Raw genomic sequence first — 21,620 nt, 5'->3', positions numbered from 1 at the left:
TGCTGCCGAGGGCTCGGGCGGTCAGGCCGCGAGCCACAGGCCCTTCTGGTCCGTCGCGATGGTGAGTCCCGCGGCGACCGTCTCGTCGTCGCCGATCCTGGCGCCGCGGACGATGCGCGCTCCGGCGCCGATGTCGGTGCGGACACCCACGTAGGCGTGATCGCCGATCGCCGCACCGTGGCCGACGTGCGCGTGCGCGTCGACGAACGCGCCTTCGCCGATCACGGCATCCTCGTCGATCCAGGCGCCGCGGGCGATCGTGGCCCCGGCGCCGACGCGCGCCCCCGGTTCGATATACGCACCGGCCTCGATGTGCGCTTTCGGGTGCACCTTCGCGCCGTGCGCGACGAGCCCCCGGCCGTTCGCGTGCTTGCGATACCGCAGCGTCGCGCCCTGGTCGTTCTCGATGTCGACGTAGTTCTTGCCCACGATTCCTCCCGTGCTCCGGAGTTCTCCGGATATATCAACAACCACGGCAGAGGCGGATTCATTCCCGCGGATGGATGTGGTCAGCGCTGGCAGGAGGGGCACCAGAAGGTGACGCGCTCGCGGGTCGGATCGGCGCCCTGCTCGCCGCGTCGGATGAGGGTTCCGCAGCGTCGGCACGGGCGCCCGGCGCGACCGTACACCCAGGTGCCCTGACCCGGGCGATCGATGCCGGTGAAGGTGCGGTGGCGGCGGTCGCGATTGGCGCGGATGGTGCGGACGCCGAGATCGATGAGGGTGGACACATCGACGTCCGGCGTTGGCGTGGTCGGCAGGATTCCGCGCAGGAACAGGAGTTCCGCGGCGTACTCATTGCCGAACCCCGCGACGTTGCGCTGATCGAGGAGCGCGACATGGATGCTGCGCGTATCGGCCCCGAGACGCCTGACCGCTTCGGCCGCGTCCCAGCTGTCGGCGAGGGGATCCGGCCCCAGGTACCCCACGAGCTGGTCCTCGTCGCGCGTGGCGACGACCTCGATCTCGGCGATGTCGACGCCCACGGCTTCACTCCGCGGTGTGCCGACGACGGCGCGCACCTTGAACGCCGGGTGCCGCCACTTCTCTCCCGGGCGGTACGTGAACCAGGCGCCGTCCATGCGCAGATGCGAATGCAGTGTGCTGTCGCCGATGCGCATGAGCAGATGCTTGCCGCGGGGAACCACGCCGTGCACGGGCTGCCCGGTCAGATCGAGCGTGGCGAACCGGGGGACGCGGAGGTCGAAGCGGGTGACCTCCGCACCGGCCAGCGCTTCGTCGAGGCGTCGGGCCGTGCGGAAGACCGTGTCGCCTTCGGGCATCAGGAAGCCCCGAGGGGCGCGGGCGGGGGCGGCGTCGGGGTCGTCGTCGTGGGCAGCGCAGCGGTTCCGGCGCGGGTGAGCATGTCCCGCGCGAGCATGGTGCTCCCGGCGACGGCGGCGGGCATGATCGCGACGGCGCCGCCGGGGATGAGGAAGCAGAGCTGGGTCGCGACACCGAAGCCGAGCACCCGTGCGCGGCTGCCGGAGAACAGCACGGCTCGGTCGGCGGGGCTGAGGTCGCGGGCGTCGAAGGCGCGGCCCGTCAGTTCGCGTGCGAGCAGTCGACCGGTGAGCACGACACCGGCGATGGTGCCGAGGAATCCACCGACGGCCGGGATGAGGCCGATCAGCAGCACGAGGACCGCGATCAGGATGCCGAGCAGGACCAGTCGGAGCCCTTCGCCGAGGGCGCTCCAGAAGCCGCCGCCGTCGGCAGGGGGAGCGTCACCGAGATCGACCTCGACCGCGTGCCAGATGCGCTGATAGAACGGGTCGCCGATCGTCAGGGTCAGAGCGCTGAACACGACGCTGGCCAGGGCGAGCGCCGCCGCGACGATCACGAAGCTCACTGCGGACCGCAGCAGTCCGCGCCACGGTTCGAGCCACCCCGCGGCGAACGGCGTCAGCCAGGTGGAGACCGACGGCAGCGAGATGATCAGCGGAACGAGTGCGGCGGCGAGCAGGATCAGCGCGATGATCGCGGGGATCAGTCCGAGCACCATGAGACCGGGCCGCGTGCGCCACAGGCCGAATCCGCGCAGCAGCGTACGGATGCCGGCGGCGAACTCTCGGATCATGGCTTCCAGCGTAGAGGCATCGCTCAGACGACCTTGCGGAGGGTGTATCCGCGCGGCGTCGCCACGAAGCCGGCCTCCTGCAGGGCGAGCGCGAGTGCGGTGCCGTAGACCCCCTCGCCGTTGATCTTCTCGACGGTGAGGGTATCGAGGCGTCGGCTGCGCGCGGTGGCAGCGAGGTCGGCGGTGGCGGCACGCAGCACGTCCACGTCATCGCTGAACGACAGCACCGTGCGGCCACCGCGTTCCAGGGAGAGCACCAGGGTGCCGTCGACCAGGACGACCAGACCGCCCGCCTTGCGCCCGGGGCGGTGCGACACCCCGTCGAGCTTGGGCCAGCCGAGCGCCGCACCGTAGGGGTTCGCGGGGTCGGTCGCGGCGAGGGTGACGGCCGTGCGGGGTGGTGGATCGGCGAGGCCCGCGTAGGTGCGCAGTCGGTCGACGGTGCCTGAGGCGGCGAATTGCGCGGCGCCGAGCTTCTCGATCACGTAGCCGCGGCGACAGTGCCCCGCCTCTTCGAAACCGGCGAGCACTCGATAGGCCTGCGCGAAGCCGCCGGGCACGCCTTCGGCCTGCACGGCGCCGCGGGTCACGACGCCGTAGCGGTCGAGCAGGAGGCCGGCGGTGACGGTCGCCCGACGGGAGGGATCGGTCTCGAGTGCGGGCAGCAGCGACCAGCGTCCGCCGATCGACGCGGGCCGCGGTGCGGCGGATCCGGTGAAGGACACGCCGCGGTAGGTGCGGGCACGGGGGGCGCGGCGCTTCACCTTGTGTGCCTGCGAGCCGCCGGCGAGGAGAGAGCGGATCGGGGCGAAGGTGTCGTTGGTGACGTAGCCCGACCACGTCAGCGACCACAGCGCCTCGAGCACGGACTGCTCGTTCTCGGCCGCGGCCATCTCTTTCAGCTGGCCGGCGAAGTAGGCGCCGCCGACGTCGAGGGCGATGAGGATACGTGATTCCAGGGAGTCGGAGGCGATCTCGGTGTCGCGTTCCGGGAGGGTGAAGGGCGCGATGTCGGCGGGATGCAGCGACACCCAGCCGTCGCGCCCCGGAAGCGTGCCGTGCCCCGACCAGATGACCTCGCCGGCGGCCGTCAGCTCATCCAGCATCCCGGGGGAGTAGTCGCGCACGCGGGAGGGGAGGACCAACGATTCCCAGGCGCTCGCGGGAATCGGAACACCGGCGAACTGCTCGATCACGCTGAGCACGCCGTCGACGCCGTCGAGGGGGCGACCGATGTGCTGCCAGTCGGGCAGGAATCGGGCGTACGCCTCGGGGGAGACCGGTTCGACCGATCCACGGATCGCGGCGAGCGAGCGCATCCGCAGGCGGCGCAGCACCTCGGTGTCGCACCATTCGATCGCATCGCCGCTGCCCGCCGCCTCCGGCAGGAAGTAGCCGCTCGTGATCCGCCCCGCGGTCTCGAGGCGCTGCAGGGTGTGCCGGGCCACCGCGGCGCCGAGTCCGAACCGGGCGGCGATGGCATCCGTCGTGAACGGGCCGTGCGTGCGGGCATGGCGGGCGACGAGGTCGCCGAGCGGGTCGGCGACGGGTTCGAGGAAGGCGACAGGGACACCGGTCGGGAGCGCAGCGCCCAGGGCATCGCGCAGGCGTCCTGCATCTTCGATCGCCGCGACCCGGCTCGTGCCGGCGATGGTCACGGGGATCGCCCGGCGCGCGGTGATCAGCTCGTCGAGCAGGGCGGCTGCCGAGGTGTCGACGATCGAGTCGGGGTCGAGGCGGGCCGTCGCCTCGTCGGCGTCGAGGGGGCCGAGCATCCGCAGCAGGTCGGCGACGCCCTCGAGTCCGCGCGCTCGGCGATCGGGGTCGAGACGCTGCGCCTCGCGCTCGAACTGGGCGATCACGTCGGGGTCGAGCAGTTCGCGCAGCTCGACCGTGCCCAGCAGCTCGCCGAGCAGTGCGGGGTCGACCGAGAGAGCGGCCGCTCTGCGCTCGGCGAGAGGGGAGTCGCCCTCGTACATGAAGGCGCCCACGTAGCCGAACAGCAGGTCACGGGCATACGGCGAGGGCTGGCCGGGCTCGGTCTCGACGAGGCGGATGCGGCGGTCGGCGATCGACGTCGCGAGGGTGCGCAACGAGGGGAGGTCGTAGACGTCCTGCAGCACTTCGCGCAGGGTCTCGAGGATCACCGGGAAGGTCGGATGGCGCCTGGCCACCTCGAGCAGCTGAGCCGACCGCTGTCGCTGCTGCCACAGCGGGGTGCGCTTGTTGGGATTCATGCGGGGCATGAGCAGTGCCCGCGCCGCGCACTCGCGGAAGCGGGAGGCGAACAGGGCGGAGCCACCCACCTCTTCGGTGACCAGGTGTTCCAGCTCGTCGGGCTCGAACACGAACAGCTCTGCGCCGGGCGGCTCGGCCTCGGCATCGGGGATGCGCACGATGATGCCGTCATCGCTCGCGACCGCCGACCCCTCGACGCCGAGGCGCTCACGCACCCGGGCATTGATCGCCAGCGCCCAGGGTGCGTGCACCTTCATGCCGTAGGGGGAATGCAGGATGACACGCCAGTCGCCGACCTCGTCGCGACCGCGTTCGACGGTGAGCGTGCGGTCGGTCGGGAGCGTGCCCGTCGCTTCGCGCTGCTCGGTCAGGTGCGCCATCAGGTTCGCTCGCGCCTGCTCGTCGAGTCCGGCGTCGATCAGTCTCTGCGCCGCCTTCTCGGGCGTGGCCGCCGACACCTCGCGGGAGAACGCGCCCAGAGCCTCGCCGAGCTCGAACGGCCGGCCGATCCCGTCGCCGTGCCAGAACGGCACCTTGCCCGGCTGCCCGTAGGCAGGGATCACGTTGACGCGGTCGTGGGTGATCTCCGCGATCCGCCAGCTCGTCGTACCGAGCGTGAACACGTCGCCCACCCGCGACTCGTAGACCATCTCCTCGTCGAGCTCGCCGACCCGCGCGCCCGTCGATTCGCCGGCCACGAAGACGCCGAACAGGCCGCGGTCCGGGATCGTGCCGCCACTGGTCACCGCGATCCGTTGTGCTCCCGGTCGCCCGGTCAGCGTGCCGGCATCGCGATCCCACACCAGTCGAGGGCGCAGCTCGGCGAACTCGTCGGACGGGAATCGACCGGCCAGCAGATCGAGCGTCGCCTCGTAGGCCGAACGCGGAAGAGCCTGGAAGGGCGCCGACCGGCGAACCGTCTCGAACCACTCCTCGACCCCGATGGCTCCGAGGGCGCTCGCGGCGACGGTCTGCTGCGCGAGGATGTCGAGCGGGTTGCGCGGCACCTGGATCGCCTCGATCTTGCCCGCGAGCATCCGCTCGGTCACGATCGCGGTGTGCAGCACGTCGCCGCGGTGCTTCGGGAAGAGCGCGGCGCGACTGATCTCGCCCACCTGGTGACCGGCGCGGCCCACCCGCTGCAGACCGGAGGCCGCCGAGGGTGGTGCCTCGACCTGGATCACGAGGTCGACCGCTCCCATGTCGATGCCGAGCTCGAGGCTGCTCGTCGCGACGACGCAGCGCAGCACGCCGGACTTGAGCTCTTCCTCGACCTGCGCGCGCTGCTCCTTCGAGACCGAACCGTGGTGCGCTTTCGCGAGCACGGGATCGGCACCTGCGGTCGCTCCGGCCTGCGCCATCATGGCGGCGGGTACGGTCGCCGCCGGAAGTTCGACGCCGATCCGCTCGGAGTAGATCTCGTTCAGACGCCCGGTGAGGCGCTCGGCGAGCCGACGGGAGTTGGCGAACACGATCGTCGAGTTGTTCTGCAGGATGCGGTCGACGATCGCCTCCTCGACGTGCGGCCAGACCGAGCCGGTGACCTCGGAGTACTCGGCATCGGCGGCATCCCCCGGCACACCGGGAGGGGGCGGCGGGTTGGTCATGTCATCCATCGGCACGACCACGCCGAGCTCGAAGGTCTTGGATGCGGGGGGCGCGACGATCTCGACCGGAGCCGAGCCGCCGAGGAACCGGGCGACCTCGTCGATCGGGCGGACGGTGGCCGAGAGTCCGATGCGCTGCGCGGGAGTCTCGATGCCGTTCGCGCGGCGCAGCGCGTCGAGGCGCTCCAGGCTCACGGCGAGGTGCGCGCCGCGCTTGGTGGCGGCGACCGCGTGCACCTCGTCGATGATCACGGTGTGCACGCCGCGCAGCGTCTCACCTGCGCGGCTCGTCAGCATGAGGTACAGAGACTCGGGGGTCGTGATGAGGATGTCGGGCGGGTCGGACACGAGCTTGCGCCGATCGCTCGAGGTCGTGTCGCCCGAGCGCACGCCGACCGTCACCGCCGGCGCCGGGACTCCGAGCCGTCTGGCCGACTGTCCGATGCCGATCAGGGGCGAGCGGAGGTTGCGCTCGACGTCGACGCCGAGCGCTTTCAACGGAGAGATGTAGAGGATGCGCGTGCGTGGCTCGCCCTTCGCCGGAGGGGCGGTCTCCGCCATGCGCTCCCGGAACACGCTGTCGATCGCCCACAGGAACGCCGACAGTGTCTTGCCCGACCCGGTCGGTGCCACCACGAGCGCATGCTTGCCCGCGGAGATCGCATTCCAGGCGCCTGCCTGCGCCGGCGTGGGCGCGGGGAAGGCCCCCCGGAACCAGTCCTGCGTCGCGGAGGTGAAACGGTCGAGCACGTCGCTCATCCCTCCATCTTCGTCGAGGCCGGGGACATCGGGGTCGTGAACGATGTCGGCGGAAGGCGGGAGGTTCGCATGCGCACACCTCCCGCGACCGCGAAGCGACGGCTTTCGGCGGAGGTCGTTCCCCTCACATCGCGACGGCGAAGGGGCGTCGTACCTCGGTACGACGCCCCTCGACAGTGGGCACTTCGGGCCGACGCGACGGGGTGGCCTCCGCTCATACCGTCTCCCTATGCCCACCGAGAACACCACCCCTCCGTCCGCCGGAAACGCTCTCCGCATCGTCGCCTCGATCGTCGGAAGCCTGCTCGTCGCCGTCGCGCTGACCATCATCTGGGTCGCCCGTCTGAGCATCGACCGCGTCCTGTATGTGAGCGGACTCGGAGCCGACGGCGAGCCGACCGCGGGATGGTTCGAGCTCGCACTGCTGCTCCTCGTCACCGGTGGCTTCGCTGTGGCCTGGGCCTCGCGCGGGCTGCGTTCGACGGTGCCGTGGTTGAGCATCTGGTCGCCGTCGTTCTCGGTGGCGATGGCATCATCGCTGTTCCTGGTGGCCTCGCAGGTCACGTGCACGACCGGGTGCCCGCTGCCGGTGGGGCCCGCGTTCACCTGGCAGGATCTGGTGCACACCACGGTCGCCGTGCTCGCCTTCGCCCTGGCCGCGTTCGCGATGCTGCAGGTCTCCTTCGTCGAAGGTCGGCGCACGCTCCGGGTGCTGTCGCTCGGCGCAGGCATCTCGACGGCCGTGATCGCCGCGGCGGGAGGCATCCTCTCCCTGCTGCAGTTCCGCACGGACATCGGCAGCATCTTCGAGCTCGTCGCGACCACCATCGGCATGGGGTGGCTCGCGATCCTCGGAATGGACACGGCGGTCGCGCAGCGGCGTCGTGCGGTGCGGCGCGAGACGTGGAAACCGGTGGCGCCGACCCTCGACCCGCATCAGAGCACCGCGCGTCGCACCGCGACGGGTGCGCTCGTCGCCGTCTCCCGCTGAGGAACCCGACGTGCGGTGCGTAGAGTCGTCACATGCGAGAGTCAGCATCCGTCGGCGAGAGCGGGGTCCGGTCGGTGGACCTGCCGCGGCCGCCGGGGGTCGTCCGGCGGTTCTGGGGAAACCACCCCTGGCTCTTCGACGGTCTGCTCACCTTCGCCTACCTCATCGTGAGCGTGTTCTGGGCGGTCGTCGCTCCCCTCTCCTCGGGCGACTGGACTCCGCTCGCTCCGATCGTCGTCCCGGTAGTGCTGGGCGTTCTTGCGGCGGGAGGACTCCTCTTCCGCAGGCATCGGCCGTGGCTCACGTTCGCGGTCTTCGCGGTCGTCGCGGTCGTCGCGCTCATCGCCGACACGCCTGCCGAGCCGATCGGCGTCGGCTTCGCCCTCTACGCGCTCTTCGTCTACCGCTCGAACCGCAGCGGATGGGTCGCCTTCGGGGTGACGGTGCTGGCCGGGGTCGTGGTGCTCCCCGCTCTCGACTGGCTGCGCCGCGGTGCCCCCGATGGCGGCTTCACGTATGTGCCGGGCAGCCTGCTGTTCCTCGTCGTGATGCTGATCGCCGCGCTCCTCGGAGTCACCGTGGGTGACCGGCGGCGCTACATCGGGGCGATCCTCGACCGCGCCAACCAGCTCGCACGCGAACGTGACCAGCAGGCGCGGATCGCGACGCTGGCCGAGCGCGCGAGGATCACCCGCGAGATCCACGACGTCGTCGCGCACAGCGTGTCGGTCATGGTGTCGCTCGCCGACGGCGCCGGCGCGCTCGCGGAGAAGGATCCGCAGCGTTCGCGCAGCGCCATCCAGGAGATCGGCGAGGTCGGACGGCAATCGCTCGTCGAGATGCGCCAGCTGCTGGGCGCGCTCGGCGACGACGCGGACGACGGCGAGGAGCAGAGCCCGCTGCGCCCCAACCCCGGACTGGCGGAACTCACGGCCCTGGTCGAGACCTTCCGCTCCGCGGGTCTGCCGGTGACGGTGCATATGCAAGGGGCGGCGCCCGGGTCACCGGCGCTGCAGAACACGATCCACCGCATCGTGCAGGAGGCGCTCACGAACGCGCTGCGCTATGCCAAGGACCCGCGTGAGGTGCTCGTGAGTCTCGATCTCCGTGGAGAGGTCCTCGTGATCGAGGTCACCGATGACGGCCGGCAGGGCCCGCCGGCGGCCTCGGTCGGATCGGGCCGCGGCCTCGTGGGCGTACGGGAACGTGCGCGGCTGGCCGGCGGGACGGTCGACGCCGGTCCGCTCCCCGAGGGCGGATGGCGCGTGCGGGTGGAACTTCCCGAACAGGAGGAACAGGGATGACCGAGGAGAAGATCCGGCTGCTCATCGTGGACGACCACGAGTTGATCCGTCGCGGTATGCGGATGGTGCTCGATGCCGAAGATGACATGCAGGTGGTCGGGGAGGCCGTCTCAGGAGCGGAGGCCGTGCACCTCGCGGCCGATCTGCGACCCGACGTGATCCTGATGGACATCCGGATGCCGGAGATGGACGGGATCGAGGCGACCAGGCGCATCGTCCGGAGCACGCCGTCGAGCCGGGTGCTGGTGCTCACGACCTTCGACCTCGACGAGTACGCGTTCGGCAGCCTCCGCGCAGGAGCGAGCGGGTTCCTGTTGAAGAACACCCCGCCCGCGCAGCTGACCGCCGCGATCCGCGCGATCGCCGCCGGTGACGCCCTTGTCTCGCCGCGCGTCACACGGTCGATGCTCGACCTGTTCGCCACCCGTCTTCCCCGACAGGCCGAGGCGGTCGATTCGCGGCTGGACGTGTTGACCGAACGCGAGCGGGATGTCTTCCTCGCGATCGCCAAGGGATACAACAACACCGAGATCGGCGAGAGCCTGTTCGTGTCGGAGTCGACGGTGAAGACCCACGTCGGCCGCATCCTGCTCAAGCTCGATCTGCGCGACCGCGTGCAGGCCGTCATCCTCGCCTACGAGGTCGGCCTCGTCTGACGGTTCCGGTGCGACGACGGCGCGCGCCGAGGAAACGGAGTCCCGGCGCGCGTCGTCGTCTTCCGCGCGTTGTCGTCCTCCCGCGCGTCACTGCTCCAGCGAGACCTCCTGGAGCGCGCCGTCGGCGTCGATCTGGAGTGTCAGATCGAGGTCGAGCCGCCGCAGGAACGCATCGTCGTGACTCACGATGAGCACGGCCCCGCGGTAGGCGCGGAGGGCGTCGACGAGCTGGTCGACCGTGTCGAGGTCGAGGTTGTTCGTCGGCTCGTCCAGCACCACGAGGTGGGGTGCCGGGTCGGCGAGCAGCAGCTTCGCCAGCGCGACGCGGAAGCGTTCGCCACCGGAGAGGGCGGCGACCGGTCGCTCGGCGGTGGCCCCTCGGATGAGGAACCGCGCGAGGCGGTTGCGCAGCTCCTTCTCCGGGACGTGCGGCGCCGCGGCCGCGATGTTCTCGAACACCGACCGCTCCTCGTCGAGGCCGTCGACCCGCTGCGGCAGGTAGCCGATCAGGTCGGTATGGGCTTCGGCATGCAGGGCTGGCCGTACGGAACTCAGGACCTCCGTCTCGGATCCGCTTCCTTCCCGCCCCTGCGGCCCGACGGGAGTCATTGCTCCTGAGCTGTGAACGCCGGTGGCGACCAACCGCCCCAGCAGTGTGGTCTTCCCCGCGCCGTTGCGTCCGATCAGCGCGACCCGCTCCGGCCCCTGGATCACCCACGCGCGTTCGTGATCGCCGACCGTCGCGATGCGGCGGCTGCGCGACACCTGAGGGTCGGGCAGCTCGATCTTCATCGACGAATCGGAGCGTACCCGTCGCCCGGCTTCGTCGAGCACCGAGCGCGCGGCATCCTCCTTCGCTCCGACCTCGGTGCGGAGCCTGCCGGCCGATACCTCGGCGGCCATCTTCCGGCCGTGCGCGACGATCTTCGGGACCCGCTTCTCGATCTCCGCCTTCTTCGCCGTGCGCGCGCGGTGGGCGAGCTTCACCTCGGCTTCGATCCGCTGCCGTTTCTCCTTGCGGAGCACCTGGGCGGCGGTGACCTCGGCCTGCTTCGCGGCATCCTGCTCGGCGTCCAGCCACGCACGCCATTCCGAATACGGACCGCCGAACACGCTCAAGGTCTGGGCGTACAGCTCGGCGGTATCGTCCATCAGCTCGAGCAGCGACAGGTCGTGGCTGACGACGATGAGCGTGCCTTTCCAGGCGCGCACCATCGCCGCGAGCTTCGCCCTGGCGTCACGGTCGAGGTTGTTGGTCGGCTCGTCGAGGAGCGTGATCGGTGCGCGGCGCAGGCGGATGCCGGCGATCGCCACGAGCACGGCCTCCCCGCCGGAGAGCTCTCCGACCCTGCGGTCGAGGAAGTCCGGCGCGAGACCGGCCTCCGCCAGGGACGCCTCGGCGCGCGCCTCGATGTCCCAGTCGTCGCCGACCGCGTCGAAGTGGGCGGGATCGACGTCGCCGGCGCTGATCGCCCGCACGGCGTCGAGCGCCTCCGACACTCCGAGAAGCTCGGCGACGCGGCGGTCGACGTCGAGAGTCAGCTGCTGCGGAAGGTACGCGACCTCGCCGGATGCCGTGACCATGCCCGAGGTCGGTTCGAGCTCGCCGGCCATCAGCCGCAGCAACGTCGACTTGCCCGCGCCGTTGCGACCGACCAGGCCGGTGCGTCCCGAGCCGAATGCGCCCGAGACGCCGTCGAGCGCGACCGAGCCGTCGGGCCAGGCGAAGGTGAGCCGGTCGAGGATGACCGACGCGTGAAGAGTGGTGGGAGTTGACATGAGTGTCTCCTGTCGAGTGCGAGGGTGCACTGACACCGAGCCCCTGCCGGGCCGTGACACGCGTCACAGGATGCGAGAGGAGAGGGTCTGCCGTGGAGTCGGCGATCGTCGGGTCAGCGCGCGGAAAGAAGAGCGCGGAGGCGACGGATCAGATCAAAGGACTTCCAGACACGGCGGACAGGACTCCCCGACGATACCCGGGGTTGTCAGGATCGCGCAACTCCCGGGCGTGTCGAATCTCCGTCGCGTGGGGGATGCCGTCGAGCCGACGGGTCCGTACCGTGGAGTCATGGCAGATCAGGATCCGAGTCCGCAGGAGTCGCGTTCGCGCATGGGGCTGGGCGTCGGGCTCGCGCTCGGGGTGGCGATCGGAGCGTCGATGGGCGCCGCCCTGCAGAACTGGGCGCTCGGTATCGGGATCGGAGTGGCGATCGGTGTCGCGCTCTCCGTCGCCATCACGTCGGGCGGGGGTTCCCGCCCGGGAAGACAGCCTGAGGGCGACCCTGACGACGCCCCTGACAGCGACGGCCCTGACGGCGACGACACCGACGACGGCCCTGACGGCGATCCCGGCGCTTCCGCGGAGAAGCCAGAGGAGAAGCCCGACGAGAAGCCCGAGCTCTGATCAGCCGTTGGTGATCCCCTCCAGCCACTTCGTGAGGAACCGGTGCACGTCGGTCAGCTCCTGCTCGGAGATGCTGTGCGTGAGGCCGGTGTACACCCGTCCGGAAAGCTCGGAGTGCGCAGGCAGCCACTGCGCGGTGTGATCGATCAACGCGGGCGGGATGACGTCGTCGTGCGTGCCCCGACCCCAGAACACGTGCGGGCGCAGTTCTGCCAGCGACTCGTCGTTCGGCAGCTCGCCCGGTGCCGCGTAGCCGCTCAGGACCGCGACGGCTCCGAAGCGCTCCGGTGCCAGGCGCAGAGCCTGCAGCGACACCGCCGCGCCCTGAGAGAAGCCGAGCAGGGCGACCGAGGGGGCATCGGCCGCCGCGGTGTCGAGCCAGCGCAGGAATGCCTCCGCCGCGACGGTCACGGCCTCGGAGCTGCGCCCGTCGAGCCCCTCGATCGGATACCAGGAGCGCCCCGGCATCGGCCACGGGGGTGCGAGGGGCGCAGCGACGGATGCGACGGCGATGCCCTCGGGGAGGAAGGGGACGAGTCCGAACAGGTCGTGCTCGTCGGCGCCGTAGCCGTGCAGCAGGACCAGCAGTGGCATCCCCGCGCGGTCGGGGGACGACCATCGGGTCGCGGTGTCGTCGATCGTCAGGTTCTCGCTCACACCGTCATCCTGCCAGGGACGACAGACGTGCACGCGGTGTCGGTTCGAGGAGGCGGCTGGTAGAAAGGACACATGGCCGTCCGCACACCTGATCCCGATCCGGAGCCCGATGACGACGGTCTCGGTGACTTCCCGGATTCGAACCGGCCCGCGCCCGACGCGAATCCCGGCTGGCTGAGCGAGTTCGAGCTCGAAGAGGCTCGGCGCCGTCTGCCGATGCTCTACGTCGAGGCGATCCCGGTGCGCACCGACGGCTCCGGCCAGGTGATCGAGATCGGCATCCTGCTGCGCTCCACTCCGATGGGCGAGATGACGCGCACGATCGTGTCCGGTCGCGTCCGCTTCGGTGAGACGATCCGCGACGCCCTCTTCCGCCACGTCGAGAACGACCTGGGACCGATGGCCTTCCCGCTGCTGCCGCCGCAGCCGCTGCCGTTCACGGTGGCCGAGTACTTCCCGATCCCCGGGGTGAGTGCGTTCCACGATGATCGGCAGCACGCCGTGTCGCTGGCGTTCGTGGTGCCGGTGACGGGAACGTGCGAGCCGCGTCAGGACGCTCTCGAGGTCACCTGGTTCTCGCCGGAGGCCGCCGGTTCCGACGCGGTCGCAGCCGAGATGGAGAACGGCCGGGGCACGCTCATCCGCCAGGCTCTCGCGAGCCTCGGTCTGCTGCGCTGACGTCGTATGCGCTGACGTCCGCTGCGCTGACGTCTGCTCTGCTGGCCTTCGCGGCGCTCAGACCGTGGTGAGCCGGGCGAGTTCGGCGACGAAGGCGTCGACGTCGGCTTGCTCGGTGTCGAAGCCGCACATCCACCGCACCTCCTTGCGCGCCGCGTCCCAGTCGTAGAAGCGGAACGAGTCGCGGAGCTGGTCGGCGACTCCGTCGGGGAGCGTGGCGAACACGCCGTTGGACTGGGTCGGCTGGGTGAATCCGACGCCGCGGATGGAGCCGTCGGCGATGCCGGCCTCGATCTCGGAACGCAGACGGGCCGCCATGGCGTTGGCGTGCTGGGCGTTGCGCAACCAGAGGTCGCTCTCGAGCAGGGCGATCAGCTGCGCCGACACGAATCGCATCTTCGACGACAGCTGCATGTTGAACTTGCGCGAGTACTTCAGTCCGTGGGAGGCCTCGGGGTTCAGCACGACGATCGCCTCGCCGAGCATGGCACCGTTCTTCGTCCCGCCGAAGGTGAGCACGTCGACGCCCGCGTCACGGGTGAACGCGCGCAGCGGCAGGTCGAGGGCGGCAGCGGCGTTCGAGAGGCGTGCGCCGTCGAGGTGCAGCTTCATGCCGCGCTCATGCACGTGGTCGGCGATCGTGCGGATCTCGTCGGCCGTGTACAGCGTGCCGAGCTCGGTGGTCTGGGTGATCGAGACGACCAGCGGCTGCGCGCGGTGCTCGTCGCCCCAGCCCCAGGCCTCGCGGTCGATCAGCTCGGGGGTGAGCTTGCCGTCGTCGGTGGCGACCGTGAGCAGCTTGAAGCCGCCGATCTTCTCGGGCGCCGCAGCCTCGTCGACGTTGATGTGCGCGGTGGAGGCGGCGATCACCGCGCCCCAACGTGGCAGCATCGACTGCAGGCCGGTCACGTTCGCGCCGGTGCCGTTGAACACCGGGAACGCCTCCACGCCCTCGCCGAAGTGCTCCTGGAAGACCTCCTGCAGGCGCGCGGTGTACGCGTCCTCGCCGTAGGCGCTCTGGTGGCCGCCGTTCGCCGCGACGATCGCCGCGAGGATCTCGGGGTGGATACCGGAGTAGTTGTCACTGGCGAAGCCCCGGATCGCGGGGTCATGCTGGATGCTCACCTCCCCAGCCTAATTGTCCGGCCGGTGCTTGCGGTGCGACGACGATGTTCTGTCCGGAGAGGGGCTTCCGGATGTCGGAGGCCGGTCCTACCCTCTTAGGCATGCAGCGCACCGCAGCGAAGAGGGCCTTCGCCAACGTCCTCGTCAACACGCTCATCGCGAACGTGACGACGAGCTTCCTGTGGTTCGCGCTCACGTTCTGGGTCTACATCGAGACGCAGTCGGTGCTGGCCACGGGCATCATCGGCGGTGCCTACATGCTGTTCGTCGCGTTCTTCGCGATGGCGTTCGGCACGATCGTCGATCGAAACCGCAAGCACACCGTCATGGTGATCTCGAGCGTCATCTCGGCTGCCGCTTTCCTGGTGGCCGGGGTGCTCTACCTCTGGCAGCCCGAGGCGGCCCTGCTCAACCTGGGAGGACCGTGGTTCTGGCTGTTCTCTGGCATCATCCTGTTCGGCGGAGTCATCGAGCAGCTGCGCAACATCGCGCTGTCCACGACGGTCACCCTGCTCATCCCCGAAGAGAGACGTGCGAACGCCAACGGCCTGGTCGGCACGGTGCAGGGCATCGCCTTCCTCGTCACGAGCGTGTTCTCGGGACTCTCGATCGGCTTCCTCGGCATGGGGTGGACGCTCGCGATCGCGATCGCCACCATGGCGCTCACGTTCGTGCATCTGCTGTTCGTACGCATCCCCGAGGGCGATCCGGAGCCCGACCCGAACGCGTCGAGCGCGCTCGACTTCCGGGGGAGCGTGCGGGCCATCCGGCTGGCTCCCGGCCTCTTCGCACTGATCATCTTCTCCACGTTCAACAACCTCATCGGCGGCGTCTACATGGCGCTCATGGATCCTTACGGGCTGACGCTCTTCGACGCCCAGACCTGGGGATTCGCCCTGGCGTTCGCGTCGACCGGATTCCTGGTCGGCGGGGGACTCGTGGCCAAGTTCGGTCTCGGTCCGAAGCCGATGCGCACGATGCTGCTCGTGGTCATCGCGATGGGGCTGCTGGGCTCCGTGTTCATGCTGCGGGAGTGGTGGCCGCTGTATGTGGTCGGCATGTGGGTGTACATGGCGCTGGTGCCTCCGGTGGAGGCGGCCGAGCAGACCGTGATCCAGAAGGTCGTGCCGTTCGAGCGGCAGGGGCGCGTGTTCGGAGTGGCCGCCGCGATGGAGGCGGCAGCGGCCCCGATCACCGCATTCCTGATCGCACCGATCGCCGAGTTCCTGATCATCCCGTACATGGACACGGCGCAGGGGCAGCGGCAGTGGGGGTGGCTGCTCGGCGAGGGAGAGGCTCGAGGCATCGCGCTCATCTGCCTGTTCGCCGGACTGATCATGGTCGTCGCCGCCACCCTGGCCTTCTTCACCCGCTCGTACCGCAAGCTCACAGAGCTGTACGCAGAGGCTCCGGAGCAGGAGATCGCGGGGGCGGAGGAGGAGATCTCGGACCGGACACCGGACGATGACGAGACCGAGCCCGTCGTGACCCGGCGTGCGGACGCGCCGCCCGTCGTGCCGGGGATTCCCCCCGAATCCGGGGGACCGCGTCGGTGATCCCGGGCGGAATCAGGCCACGTCGAACACCCGGTCGTTGAGCTCGGCGGCGTCCGCATCCCACAGCGCGACGATCCGTGCAGCGAGCACCTCGGCGTCGAGCGCCTGGGCGCGGAACACGACGGATGCGGCCCGCAGTGGCTCCCCGGCCTCGCGCGACGCCTTGGCATACCCCTGCGCGACCGCTCGGGCCCAGGCTTCGCTCGCGGCCTTGACGGCGGCGTAGTTCGCCCCGCCGGCGAGGGGACGTGCGACGGCGGTCGAGGAGACGATCGCGAAGCGTCCGGCCGCGGAGGCGCGCAGGGCAGTGTCGAACGCCCGGCTCGTGGCGCGCACCGCTTCGAGTGCCGGCAGCAGGGCGGCGAAGTCAGCGTCGGATTGCCCGGCCAGCCCTCCACCACCGCGCCAGCCGCCGACCAGCGGGACCACCGCATCCACGGGGCCGATCCGCGAGGCCACGGCGGTCATCGCGTCGAGGGAGGTCGCATCGGCGACCTCGACCTGAGCCCCGGCATCTGCGAGTTCCCGCAGGCGCTCTGTGGAGCGGCCGGTGGCGATGACACGGGCATGCGCGGCGACCAGTGCGCGTGTGGCGGCGAGGCCGGCGGCGCTGGTCGCTCCGGCGAGGACGACGGTGCGTCCGGCGGCGTTCGAATCGGTGCGTTCAGCCATGTGTCCACTCTTCCGCGTCGTCGGGGCTTCTGCGGCCGGAACCCGCGGAGAGATCCGCAGAACAGGTTCCGGCCGCAGCGCGGTGCGCCCCAGCGTCACACTCGGAACGCGCGCGGTGCGCGCGTGGTCTTCATCCTCAGTCGTCGGTACCGCGGATGCCGACAGTCGACTCGATGACCGGCTTCATCTTCTTGTCGAGGGTCTCGAAGAACATCGACAGCGGGAACTCGTCGTCCATCACGGCGTCCGTGTAGCCCTTCGGCGCACCGGCGAGGATCTCGTCCGAGAGCCCGCGAGCCCACTGCGATGCCGGGTGCGGGGTGAGCGTGCCGCGCACCAGTTCGTATGCGGCGAGCCAGTGCGCGACCTTCGGGCGGTCGATCGAGTGCCAGTACAGGTCGTCGATCGCATCGCCCAGAGCCACCACGGCATCGGGCACGTTGTCCCAGTCGAACGCCAGAGCGGTGTCGGTCCAGTGCAGCACGCCGCGCTGGTGCAGCCATGCGAACAGCAGCTGCCCGCCGACCGCGTCGTAGTTGCGGGTGCGGGTGCCCGTGATCGAGAAGCGGAAGATGCGGTCGAAGATCACCGCGTACTGCACGAGGTGCGCGTAGTCGTGCATCTCCTGCTCGGTCGCGGTGAGCTCCTCGCCGGCGTCGATGCGTGCCGCGAGGGCGCGCTCGATCTTCACGGACTCGCGGAACGCCGTCATGTCGCAGCGCATCTCCTCGAGCGAATAGAGGAAGAACGGCATCCGCTGCTTGATCATGAACGGGTCGAACGGCAGGTCTCCGCGCATGTGGGTGCGGTCGTGGATGATGTCCCACATCACGAACGTCTTCTCTGCCACCTGCTGATCGTCCAGCATCGCGGCCGCGCGCTCCGGCAGGTCGAGGTTGGTGATCTCGGCAGCGGCACGGGTGACGCGACGGTAGCGGGCCGCCTCGCGGTCCTGGAAGATCGCGCCCCATGTGAAGGACGGGATCTCGCGCATCGCGACGGTCTCGGGGAACAGCACGGCCGAGTTGGTGTCGTATCCGGGCGTGAAGTCGACCAGACGCAGCGAGACGAACAGCTTGTTGCCGTAGTCGCCCGCTTCGAGCGCCGCGATGAACTCCGGCCAGATCGTCTCGACGATCAGCGCTTCGACCAGGCGGTCGCTCGATCCGTTCTGCGTGTACATCGGGAACACGACGAGGTGACGGATGCCGTCGACGCGGTGCTGCTGCGGCTGGAAGGCCATGAGCGAGTCGAGGAAGTCCGGCACGCCGAAGTCCGAGGCGGACCAGCGGTCGAAGTCGACCACGGAGGCGGCGAGATACTCGGCGTCGTGCGGGAAGGCCGGGGCGAGCGCGTGGATCGCGGCGGTGATGGCGCCGACCAGCTCGCGGGCCGCGGCATGATGAGCGGCGTCCGGGATCGAGCCGTCCTTGATCTGCATCTCGCGGATCGCGATCGCCGCGTCCTTGAGCTGTGCCCAGGCGGTCGACTGCTCGGCGATCGATGCGTCCTCGACGACCTCGGGTTCGCCGACGATGGCCTGAACAGCGGAACTGTTGGCGGAAAGAAGGGACATCGGGACCTCCGATCGGAGTTTTTGACGGAAAGATTCCTGCACAAACGGAATCCTGACGATAATCTTACAGCCATGGATGACTCTGTCGACCGCGCGATCCTGACCGCGATCTCCCGTGACGGCCGTGCCACGCTCTCCCAGCTCTCGGATGCGGTGGGGCTGTCGGTCTCGGCGGTGCAGTCGCGCCTACGTCGGTTGGAGACGCGGGGAGTCATCTCCGGATACCAGGCGATCCTCGACCCCGAGCAGGTGGGCACGCCGCTCTCGGCGTTCATCGAGATCACCCCGCTCGACCCGGCGCAGCCCGATAATGCGCCCGAGCTGCTCGAGCACCTGGACGCGATCGAGGCATGTCACTCCATCGCCGGCGATGCCAGTTACATGCTCTTCGTGCGGGTTCCGTCACCGCGTGCGCTCGAAGAACTGGTGCGCGACGTGCGGCTCGCGGCGAACGTCAGCACCCGCACGACCGTGGTCCTGCAGACGTACTACGAGCACCGGCCGATCATCCCGGTGGGCTCCACCGAGTAGTCGGACGAGCGGGCGTCAGAGCATCGCGCCGACCATCGCCTCGCCCAGCGGCGTGCGCAGATGCAGCATCCTGGCGCCGTGGCGTTCGCTGGCGATGAGACCGCCGCCCCGCAGCACCGAGAGGTGGTGCGATGCCGTCGATATCGCGATGTCGGCATCGCGTGCCACCTGCGAGGTCGTGCGGGCCGTGCCGGCGCCGAGCAGGATGGCCGCTCGGGCCGGCCCCAACAGGGCGCCGAGGGCGTCGGCGATCTCGGTGGCGTCGCGGGCCCATCCGGCCGTGACTCCCCGGGCGGGATAGAACAGGGTGGGCTGTGCCGGCGGCTCGGTGAGCACCATGCATCCCCATGACGACATGACGGACGGGACCAGGACCATGCCGCTTCCCCAGCAGTCGACCTGTTCGCTGTGGCGGCGCAGCGAGACGCGGACGGCACCGGACCCCCAGGTCACCTGTCGGTGCAGATCGCCGGCCATGCCGGCGATGCCCGCGCTCGCCATCGTGCGTGTGCGGACGGCGATGTCGGCGCGCAGCAGCCGGTCGACCTGCGGCCACACCGGGGCGAGTGCGGCGTCCCACACGGCGCCCCACGCGTCGGCGATCAGGCTGCGGGCGCGGGCGGGGTGATCCCGCATCTCGCGGAGAGCCTCTCGCCGGGTTCCGCTCGACCGCGCCACCATCTTCCCGAAGTCGACGCGCATCGGGCCGAGGGATGCGGCACGCAGTTCGTCGAGCTCGATCTCGGGCGTGAGGTCCCAGCGGGGCGTGGTCGTCAGGAAGTCGGGCAGGTAGCCGTCGTCGCCGATCACAGTGGCGAGCAGCGCGACGTCGTCGCGGGGGAGGCGGTCGCGTACGGAACGCAGCCACCCCCATTGCAGGGGGTGGGCGGTCGGTCGCCGTAGTACCCGTACCGCGTGCGCGAGCTCGTGTCCGGGCGAGATGCCGAACCGCACCGCCTCGACGTCACCCGGGCTCAGGTGGAACTCGACGCGGTGATCGGGGTGCTCGACGCCCTCGATCGGGCCGGAGTTTCGATCCACGTCGAAACTCTAGGGACTCTTCGCGAGTCTGTCGAGACTGGTGCCATGAACAGCACATCACCATCGAACGGGGTCGTCTCCGGGGCGGACATCCGCATCGGTACGGGCGGCAGCCGCAGGTTCGTGGGAGCCGAGCACGGCGCCGAGGTGTCGTACTTCTTCGTCGAGAACCAGCCGGGGGAAGGGCCGGGGCTGCACTGGCATCCCTATCCTGAGACCTGGGTCGTGATCGAGGGCATTGCCTCGATCACGGTGGGCGAGGAGACTTTCGTGGCCGGGGTGGGAGACACGGCCACCGGGCCCGCCTTCATCCCGCACCGCTTCACCAACGTGGGGGACGGGGTGCTCCGCATCATCGGCATCCACGCCTCCGCCACCATCATCCAGACGTTCCTCGATGAGGACTGACCACAGGAGCACCGATGTCCTTCCAGGCATACCTCGACAACATCGAGACCAAGACCGGCCTCACCCCGCGGCAGTTCATCGCGCTCGCGACCGAGAAGGGGTTCGACCGCACCACCAAGGCGACGCCGATCGTCGCGTGGCTCAAAGAGGACTACCAACTCGGTCAGGGGCACGCCATGGCGCTCGTGCACGTGATCACCAAGGGCCCGCAGATCAGCGACAAGCACGTGGGCACGGGCGGTGCCCACGCAGACGCGTCCGACACCCTGTGGCTCGACGGCAAGGACAGCAACCCGAACTCCTGATGGGCCCTCACGCTGAGGTCGGGCATCGCCCCGGCCAGTAGGATTCCCTGCGTGGCAGCATCCTCCCAGCGCAAGAAGAAGACCCCGACCGCGAAGCGCACCCCGGTCCGCACGAGCGGCAACCCGGCGAAGCGTCCGGCGATCGAAGCGGGCCCCGTGACGGCCTCCGACTGGGTCGGGGCCGCGCGTCTTCGCACCCTTCCTCTCGCGATCGCGCCGGTCGTGATCGGCACGGGAGCCGCGCGCAGCACCGGGCCCGAGTTCCACTGGGTCATCGCGCTCGCCTGTCTCGCCGTCGCGGTGCTGCTGCAGATCGGCGTGAACTTCACGAACGACTACAGCGACGGCGTGCGCGGCACCGATGCCCACCGGGTAGGGCCCGCGCGCCTGACCGCATCCGGGCGGGTCGCGCCGCGCACCGTCCTCATCATCGGGCTGGTGTTCTTCGCGCTCGCCGCGCTCGTCGGGCTGGCGATCGTCGTGCGCACCGGACAGTGGTGGATGCTCGCGGTGGGCGCCGCCTGCATCGTGGCCGCCTGGTTCTACACCGGCGGCAAGCGGCCCTACGGCTACTACGGCCTCGGCGAGGTCTTCGTGTTCGTGTTCTTCGGGCTCGTCGCCACCCTCGGCACGACCTGGGTACAGATCTTCGCGCTGCCGCAGCAGGCGTGGCTCGGTGCGATCGCGACCGGCCTTTTCGCCTGCGCCGTGCTGCTCGCGAACAACCTGCGGGACATCGATCAGGACCGCGAAGTGGGAAAGCGCACGCTGACGGTGCTGATCGGACGCCGGGCCACCCAGGTGCTGTTCACTCTCTTCGTGATCGCGCCGTTCGGGATCGCGGCCTTCCTGGCGTTGGCGTTCCCGATCGCATGGATCTCGCTGCTGGCGCTGCTCGCAGGGCTCCCGGCGATCGCCATCGTGTGGTCCTACCGTCAGCCCAAGGAACTCGTGACCGCTTTGGCGCTCACGTCGCTGACGTCGCTGCTCTACGCGGGCGCCCTCTTCTGGGCGTTCGTCGGCTGAGCGCAG

The 21,620-nt window shown here is 69.9% G+C and carries 20 protein-coding genes; 10 read left to right on the top strand and 10 right to left on the bottom strand.

The features are described from left to right. Positions 1-21: 21 nt before the first annotated feature. The 4 genes from MST3598_RS14560 to MST3598_RS14545 form a co-directional block, all read right to left on the bottom strand. Complete coding sequence (locus tag MST3598_RS14560; RefSeq protein WP_017829277.1) at positions 22-429, bottom strand: DapH/DapD/GlmU-related protein; 408 nt, start codon at positions 427-429, stop codon at positions 22-24. Between the two features lie 80 nt (positions 430-509). Continuing rightward, positions 510-1,283: a DNA-formamidopyrimidine glycosylase family protein gene (locus tag MST3598_RS14555; protein ID WP_029259998.1), complete on the bottom strand. Its 774-nt coding sequence runs from the start codon at positions 1,281-1,283 to the stop codon at positions 510-512. Then, positions 1,283-2,080, bottom strand: a complete 798-nt coding sequence (locus MST3598_RS14550; protein ID WP_029259999.1) for an EI24 domain-containing protein — start codon at positions 2,078-2,080, stop codon at positions 1,283-1,285. The genes MST3598_RS14555 and MST3598_RS14550 overlap by 1 nt, the downstream gene beginning before the upstream one ends. Positions 2,081-2,103: 23 nt before the next feature. Further along, positions 2,104-6,684 carry an ATP-dependent helicase gene (locus MST3598_RS14545; RefSeq protein ID WP_029260000.1) on the bottom strand — a complete coding sequence of 1,527 codons (4,581 nt, stop codon included), beginning with the start codon at positions 6,682-6,684 and terminating at the stop codon, positions 2,104-2,106. A gap of 229 nt (positions 6,685-6,913) precedes the next feature. Between MST3598_RS14545 and MST3598_RS14540 the strand changes: the two genes are divergently transcribed. The 3 genes from MST3598_RS14540 to MST3598_RS14530 are packed head-to-tail and all read left to right on the top strand — an operon-like array spanning position 6,914 to position 9,635. Then, positions 6,914-7,675 carry a DUF998 domain-containing protein gene (locus MST3598_RS14540; RefSeq protein WP_197024854.1) on the top strand — a complete coding sequence of 254 codons (762 nt, stop codon included), beginning with the start codon at positions 6,914-6,916 and terminating at the stop codon, positions 7,673-7,675. Between the two features lie 32 nt (positions 7,676-7,707). Then, positions 7,708-8,979: a sensor histidine kinase gene (locus MST3598_RS14535; protein ID WP_051671167.1), complete on the top strand. Its 1,272-nt coding sequence runs from the start codon at positions 7,708-7,710 to the stop codon at positions 8,977-8,979. After that, positions 8,976-9,635 carry a response regulator gene (locus tag MST3598_RS14530; RefSeq protein WP_029260003.1) on the top strand — a complete coding sequence of 220 codons (660 nt, stop codon included), beginning with the start codon at positions 8,976-8,978 and terminating at the stop codon, positions 9,633-9,635. The genes MST3598_RS14535 and MST3598_RS14530 overlap by 4 nt, the downstream gene beginning before the upstream one ends. Positions 9,636-9,722: 87 nt before the next feature. Here the strand turns inward: MST3598_RS14530 and MST3598_RS14525 are convergent, their stop codons facing one another. Next, the gene (locus tag MST3598_RS14525) at positions 9,723-11,414 is read right to left on the bottom strand and encodes an ABC-F family ATP-binding cassette domain-containing protein (RefSeq protein ID WP_029260004.1); all 1,692 of its coding nucleotides are present in this window, start codon (positions 11,412-11,414) and stop codon (positions 9,723-9,725) included. Positions 11,415-11,703: 289 nt separating this feature from the next. Here MST3598_RS14525 and MST3598_RS14520 point away from each other — a divergent pair, with 289 nt between their 5' ends. Beyond that, positions 11,704-12,039: a hypothetical protein gene (locus MST3598_RS14520; RefSeq protein WP_136053542.1), complete on the top strand. Its 336-nt coding sequence runs from the start codon at positions 11,704-11,706 to the stop codon at positions 12,037-12,039. Here MST3598_RS14520 and MST3598_RS14515 read toward each other — a convergent pair whose 3' ends face one another. Beyond that, entirely contained in the window at positions 12,040-12,696 is a 657-nt protein-coding gene (locus MST3598_RS14515; protein ID WP_029260005.1) for an alpha/beta hydrolase, read from the bottom strand. Positions 12,697-12,768: 72 nt separating this feature from the next. Between MST3598_RS14515 and MST3598_RS14510 the strand changes: the two genes are divergently transcribed. Beyond that, positions 12,769-13,374, top strand: a complete 606-nt coding sequence (locus tag MST3598_RS14510) for an NUDIX hydrolase family protein (RefSeq protein WP_021201180.1) — start codon at positions 12,769-12,771, stop codon at positions 13,372-13,374. 57 nt (positions 13,375-13,431) lie between these two features. On the opposite strand, the gene MST3598_RS14505 is transcribed toward MST3598_RS14510, so the two are convergent. Beyond that, entirely contained in the window at positions 13,432-14,499 is a 1,068-nt protein-coding gene (locus tag MST3598_RS14505; RefSeq protein ID WP_029260006.1) for a threonine aldolase family protein, read from the bottom strand. A gap of 101 nt (positions 14,500-14,600) precedes the next feature. Here MST3598_RS14505 and MST3598_RS14500 point away from each other — a divergent pair, with 101 nt between their 5' ends. Further along, positions 14,601-16,055 carry an MFS transporter gene (locus MST3598_RS14500; RefSeq protein WP_036271718.1) on the top strand — a complete coding sequence of 485 codons (1,455 nt, stop codon included), beginning with the start codon at positions 14,601-14,603 and terminating at the stop codon, positions 16,053-16,055. A gap of 12 nt (positions 16,056-16,067) precedes the next feature. Here the strand turns inward: MST3598_RS14500 and MST3598_RS14495 are convergent, their stop codons facing one another. Further along, the gene (locus MST3598_RS14495) at positions 16,068-16,727 is read right to left on the bottom strand and encodes an SDR family NAD(P)-dependent oxidoreductase (protein ID WP_029260008.1); all 660 of its coding nucleotides are present in this window, start codon (positions 16,725-16,727) and stop codon (positions 16,068-16,070) included. Between the two features lie 136 nt (positions 16,728-16,863). Beyond that, positions 16,864-18,303, bottom strand: a complete 1,440-nt coding sequence (locus MST3598_RS14490) for a DUF6421 family protein (RefSeq protein WP_029260009.1) — start codon at positions 18,301-18,303, stop codon at positions 16,864-16,866. A 72-nt stretch (positions 18,304-18,375) separates the two neighbouring features. On the opposite strand from MST3598_RS14490, the gene MST3598_RS14485 reads away from it, so the two are divergent. Further along, on the top strand, positions 18,376-18,834 hold the full coding sequence (locus MST3598_RS14485; RefSeq protein ID WP_017829260.1) for an Lrp/AsnC family transcriptional regulator: 459 nt from the start codon (positions 18,376-18,378) through the stop codon (positions 18,832-18,834). A 15-nt stretch (positions 18,835-18,849) separates the two neighbouring features. Here the strand turns inward: MST3598_RS14485 and MST3598_RS14480 are convergent, their stop codons facing one another. After that, positions 18,850-19,875: an ArsR/SmtB family transcription factor gene (locus tag MST3598_RS14480; protein ID WP_081860167.1), complete on the bottom strand. Its 1,026-nt coding sequence runs from the start codon at positions 19,873-19,875 to the stop codon at positions 18,850-18,852. 45 nt (positions 19,876-19,920) lie between these two features. Here MST3598_RS14480 and MST3598_RS14475 point away from each other — a divergent pair, with 45 nt between their 5' ends. From MST3598_RS14475 to MST3598_RS14465, 3 genes are read left to right on the top strand one after another with little or no spacing between them, the layout of a single operon-like run. Continuing rightward, positions 19,921-20,283 (top strand): cupin domain-containing protein, encoded by a 363-nt coding sequence (locus tag MST3598_RS14475; RefSeq protein ID WP_029260011.1) that lies wholly within the window; start codon positions 19,921-19,923, stop codon positions 20,281-20,283. Between the two features lie 14 nt (positions 20,284-20,297). Continuing rightward, positions 20,298-20,588, top strand: a complete 291-nt coding sequence (locus MST3598_RS14470) for a DUF4287 domain-containing protein (protein WP_021201172.1) — start codon at positions 20,298-20,300, stop codon at positions 20,586-20,588. Between the two features lie 51 nt (positions 20,589-20,639). Next, positions 20,640-21,614, top strand: a complete 975-nt coding sequence (locus tag MST3598_RS14465; RefSeq protein ID WP_029260012.1) for a 1,4-dihydroxy-2-naphthoate polyprenyltransferase — start codon at positions 20,640-20,642, stop codon at positions 21,612-21,614. Positions 21,615-21,620 lie beyond the last annotated feature (6 nt).

Source organism: Microbacterium sp. TPU 3598, assembly GCF_002356155.1.
Classification (GTDB): domain Bacteria; phylum Actinomycetota; class Actinomycetes; order Actinomycetales; family Microbacteriaceae; genus Microbacterium; species Microbacterium maritypicum_A.
Note: the sequence above shows the minus strand (reverse complement) of the source record. Positions and strands in the feature narration are given on the sequence as shown.

Coding starts and splice junctions, on each gene's coding strand:
- MST3598_RS14530 (WP_029260003.1), top strand. CDS start 8,976: ATGACCGAGGAGAAGATCCGGCTGCTCATCGTGGACGACCACGAGTTG.
- MST3598_RS14470 (WP_021201172.1), top strand. CDS start 20,298: ATGTCCTTCCAGGCATACCTCGACAACATCGAGACCAAGACCGGCCTC.
- MST3598_RS14490 (WP_029260009.1), bottom strand. CDS start 18,303: ATGTCCCTTCTTTCCGCCAACAGTTCCGCTGTTCAGGCCATCGTCGGC.
- MST3598_RS14545 (WP_029260000.1), bottom strand. CDS start 6,684: ATGAGCGACGTGCTCGACCGTTTCACCTCCGCGACGCAGGACTGGTTC.
- MST3598_RS14555 (WP_029259998.1), bottom strand. CDS start 1,283: ATGCCCGAAGGCGACACGGTCTTCCGCACGGCCCGACGCCTCGACGAA.
- MST3598_RS14475 (WP_029260011.1), top strand. CDS start 19,921: ATGAACAGCACATCACCATCGAACGGGGTCGTCTCCGGGGCGGACATC.
- MST3598_RS14525 (WP_029260004.1), bottom strand. CDS start 11,414: ATGTCAACTCCCACCACTCTTCACGCGTCGGTCATCCTCGACCGGCTC.
- MST3598_RS14550 (WP_029259999.1), bottom strand. CDS start 2,080: ATGATCCGAGAGTTCGCCGCCGGCATCCGTACGCTGCTGCGCGGATTC.
- MST3598_RS14495 (WP_029260008.1), bottom strand. CDS start 16,727: ATGGCTGAACGCACCGATTCGAACGCCGCCGGACGCACCGTCGTCCTC.
- MST3598_RS14540 (WP_197024854.1), top strand. CDS start 6,914: ATGCCCACCGAGAACACCACCCCTCCGTCCGCCGGAAACGCTCTCCGC.
- MST3598_RS14500 (WP_036271718.1), top strand. CDS start 14,601: ATGCAGCGCACCGCAGCGAAGAGGGCCTTCGCCAACGTCCTCGTCAAC.
- MST3598_RS14520 (WP_136053542.1), top strand. CDS start 11,704: ATGGCAGATCAGGATCCGAGTCCGCAGGAGTCGCGTTCGCGCATGGGG.
- MST3598_RS14535 (WP_051671167.1), top strand. CDS start 7,708: ATGCGAGAGTCAGCATCCGTCGGCGAGAGCGGGGTCCGGTCGGTGGAC.
- MST3598_RS14485 (WP_017829260.1), top strand. CDS start 18,376: ATGGATGACTCTGTCGACCGCGCGATCCTGACCGCGATCTCCCGTGAC.
- MST3598_RS14510 (WP_021201180.1), top strand. CDS start 12,769: ATGGCCGTCCGCACACCTGATCCCGATCCGGAGCCCGATGACGACGGT.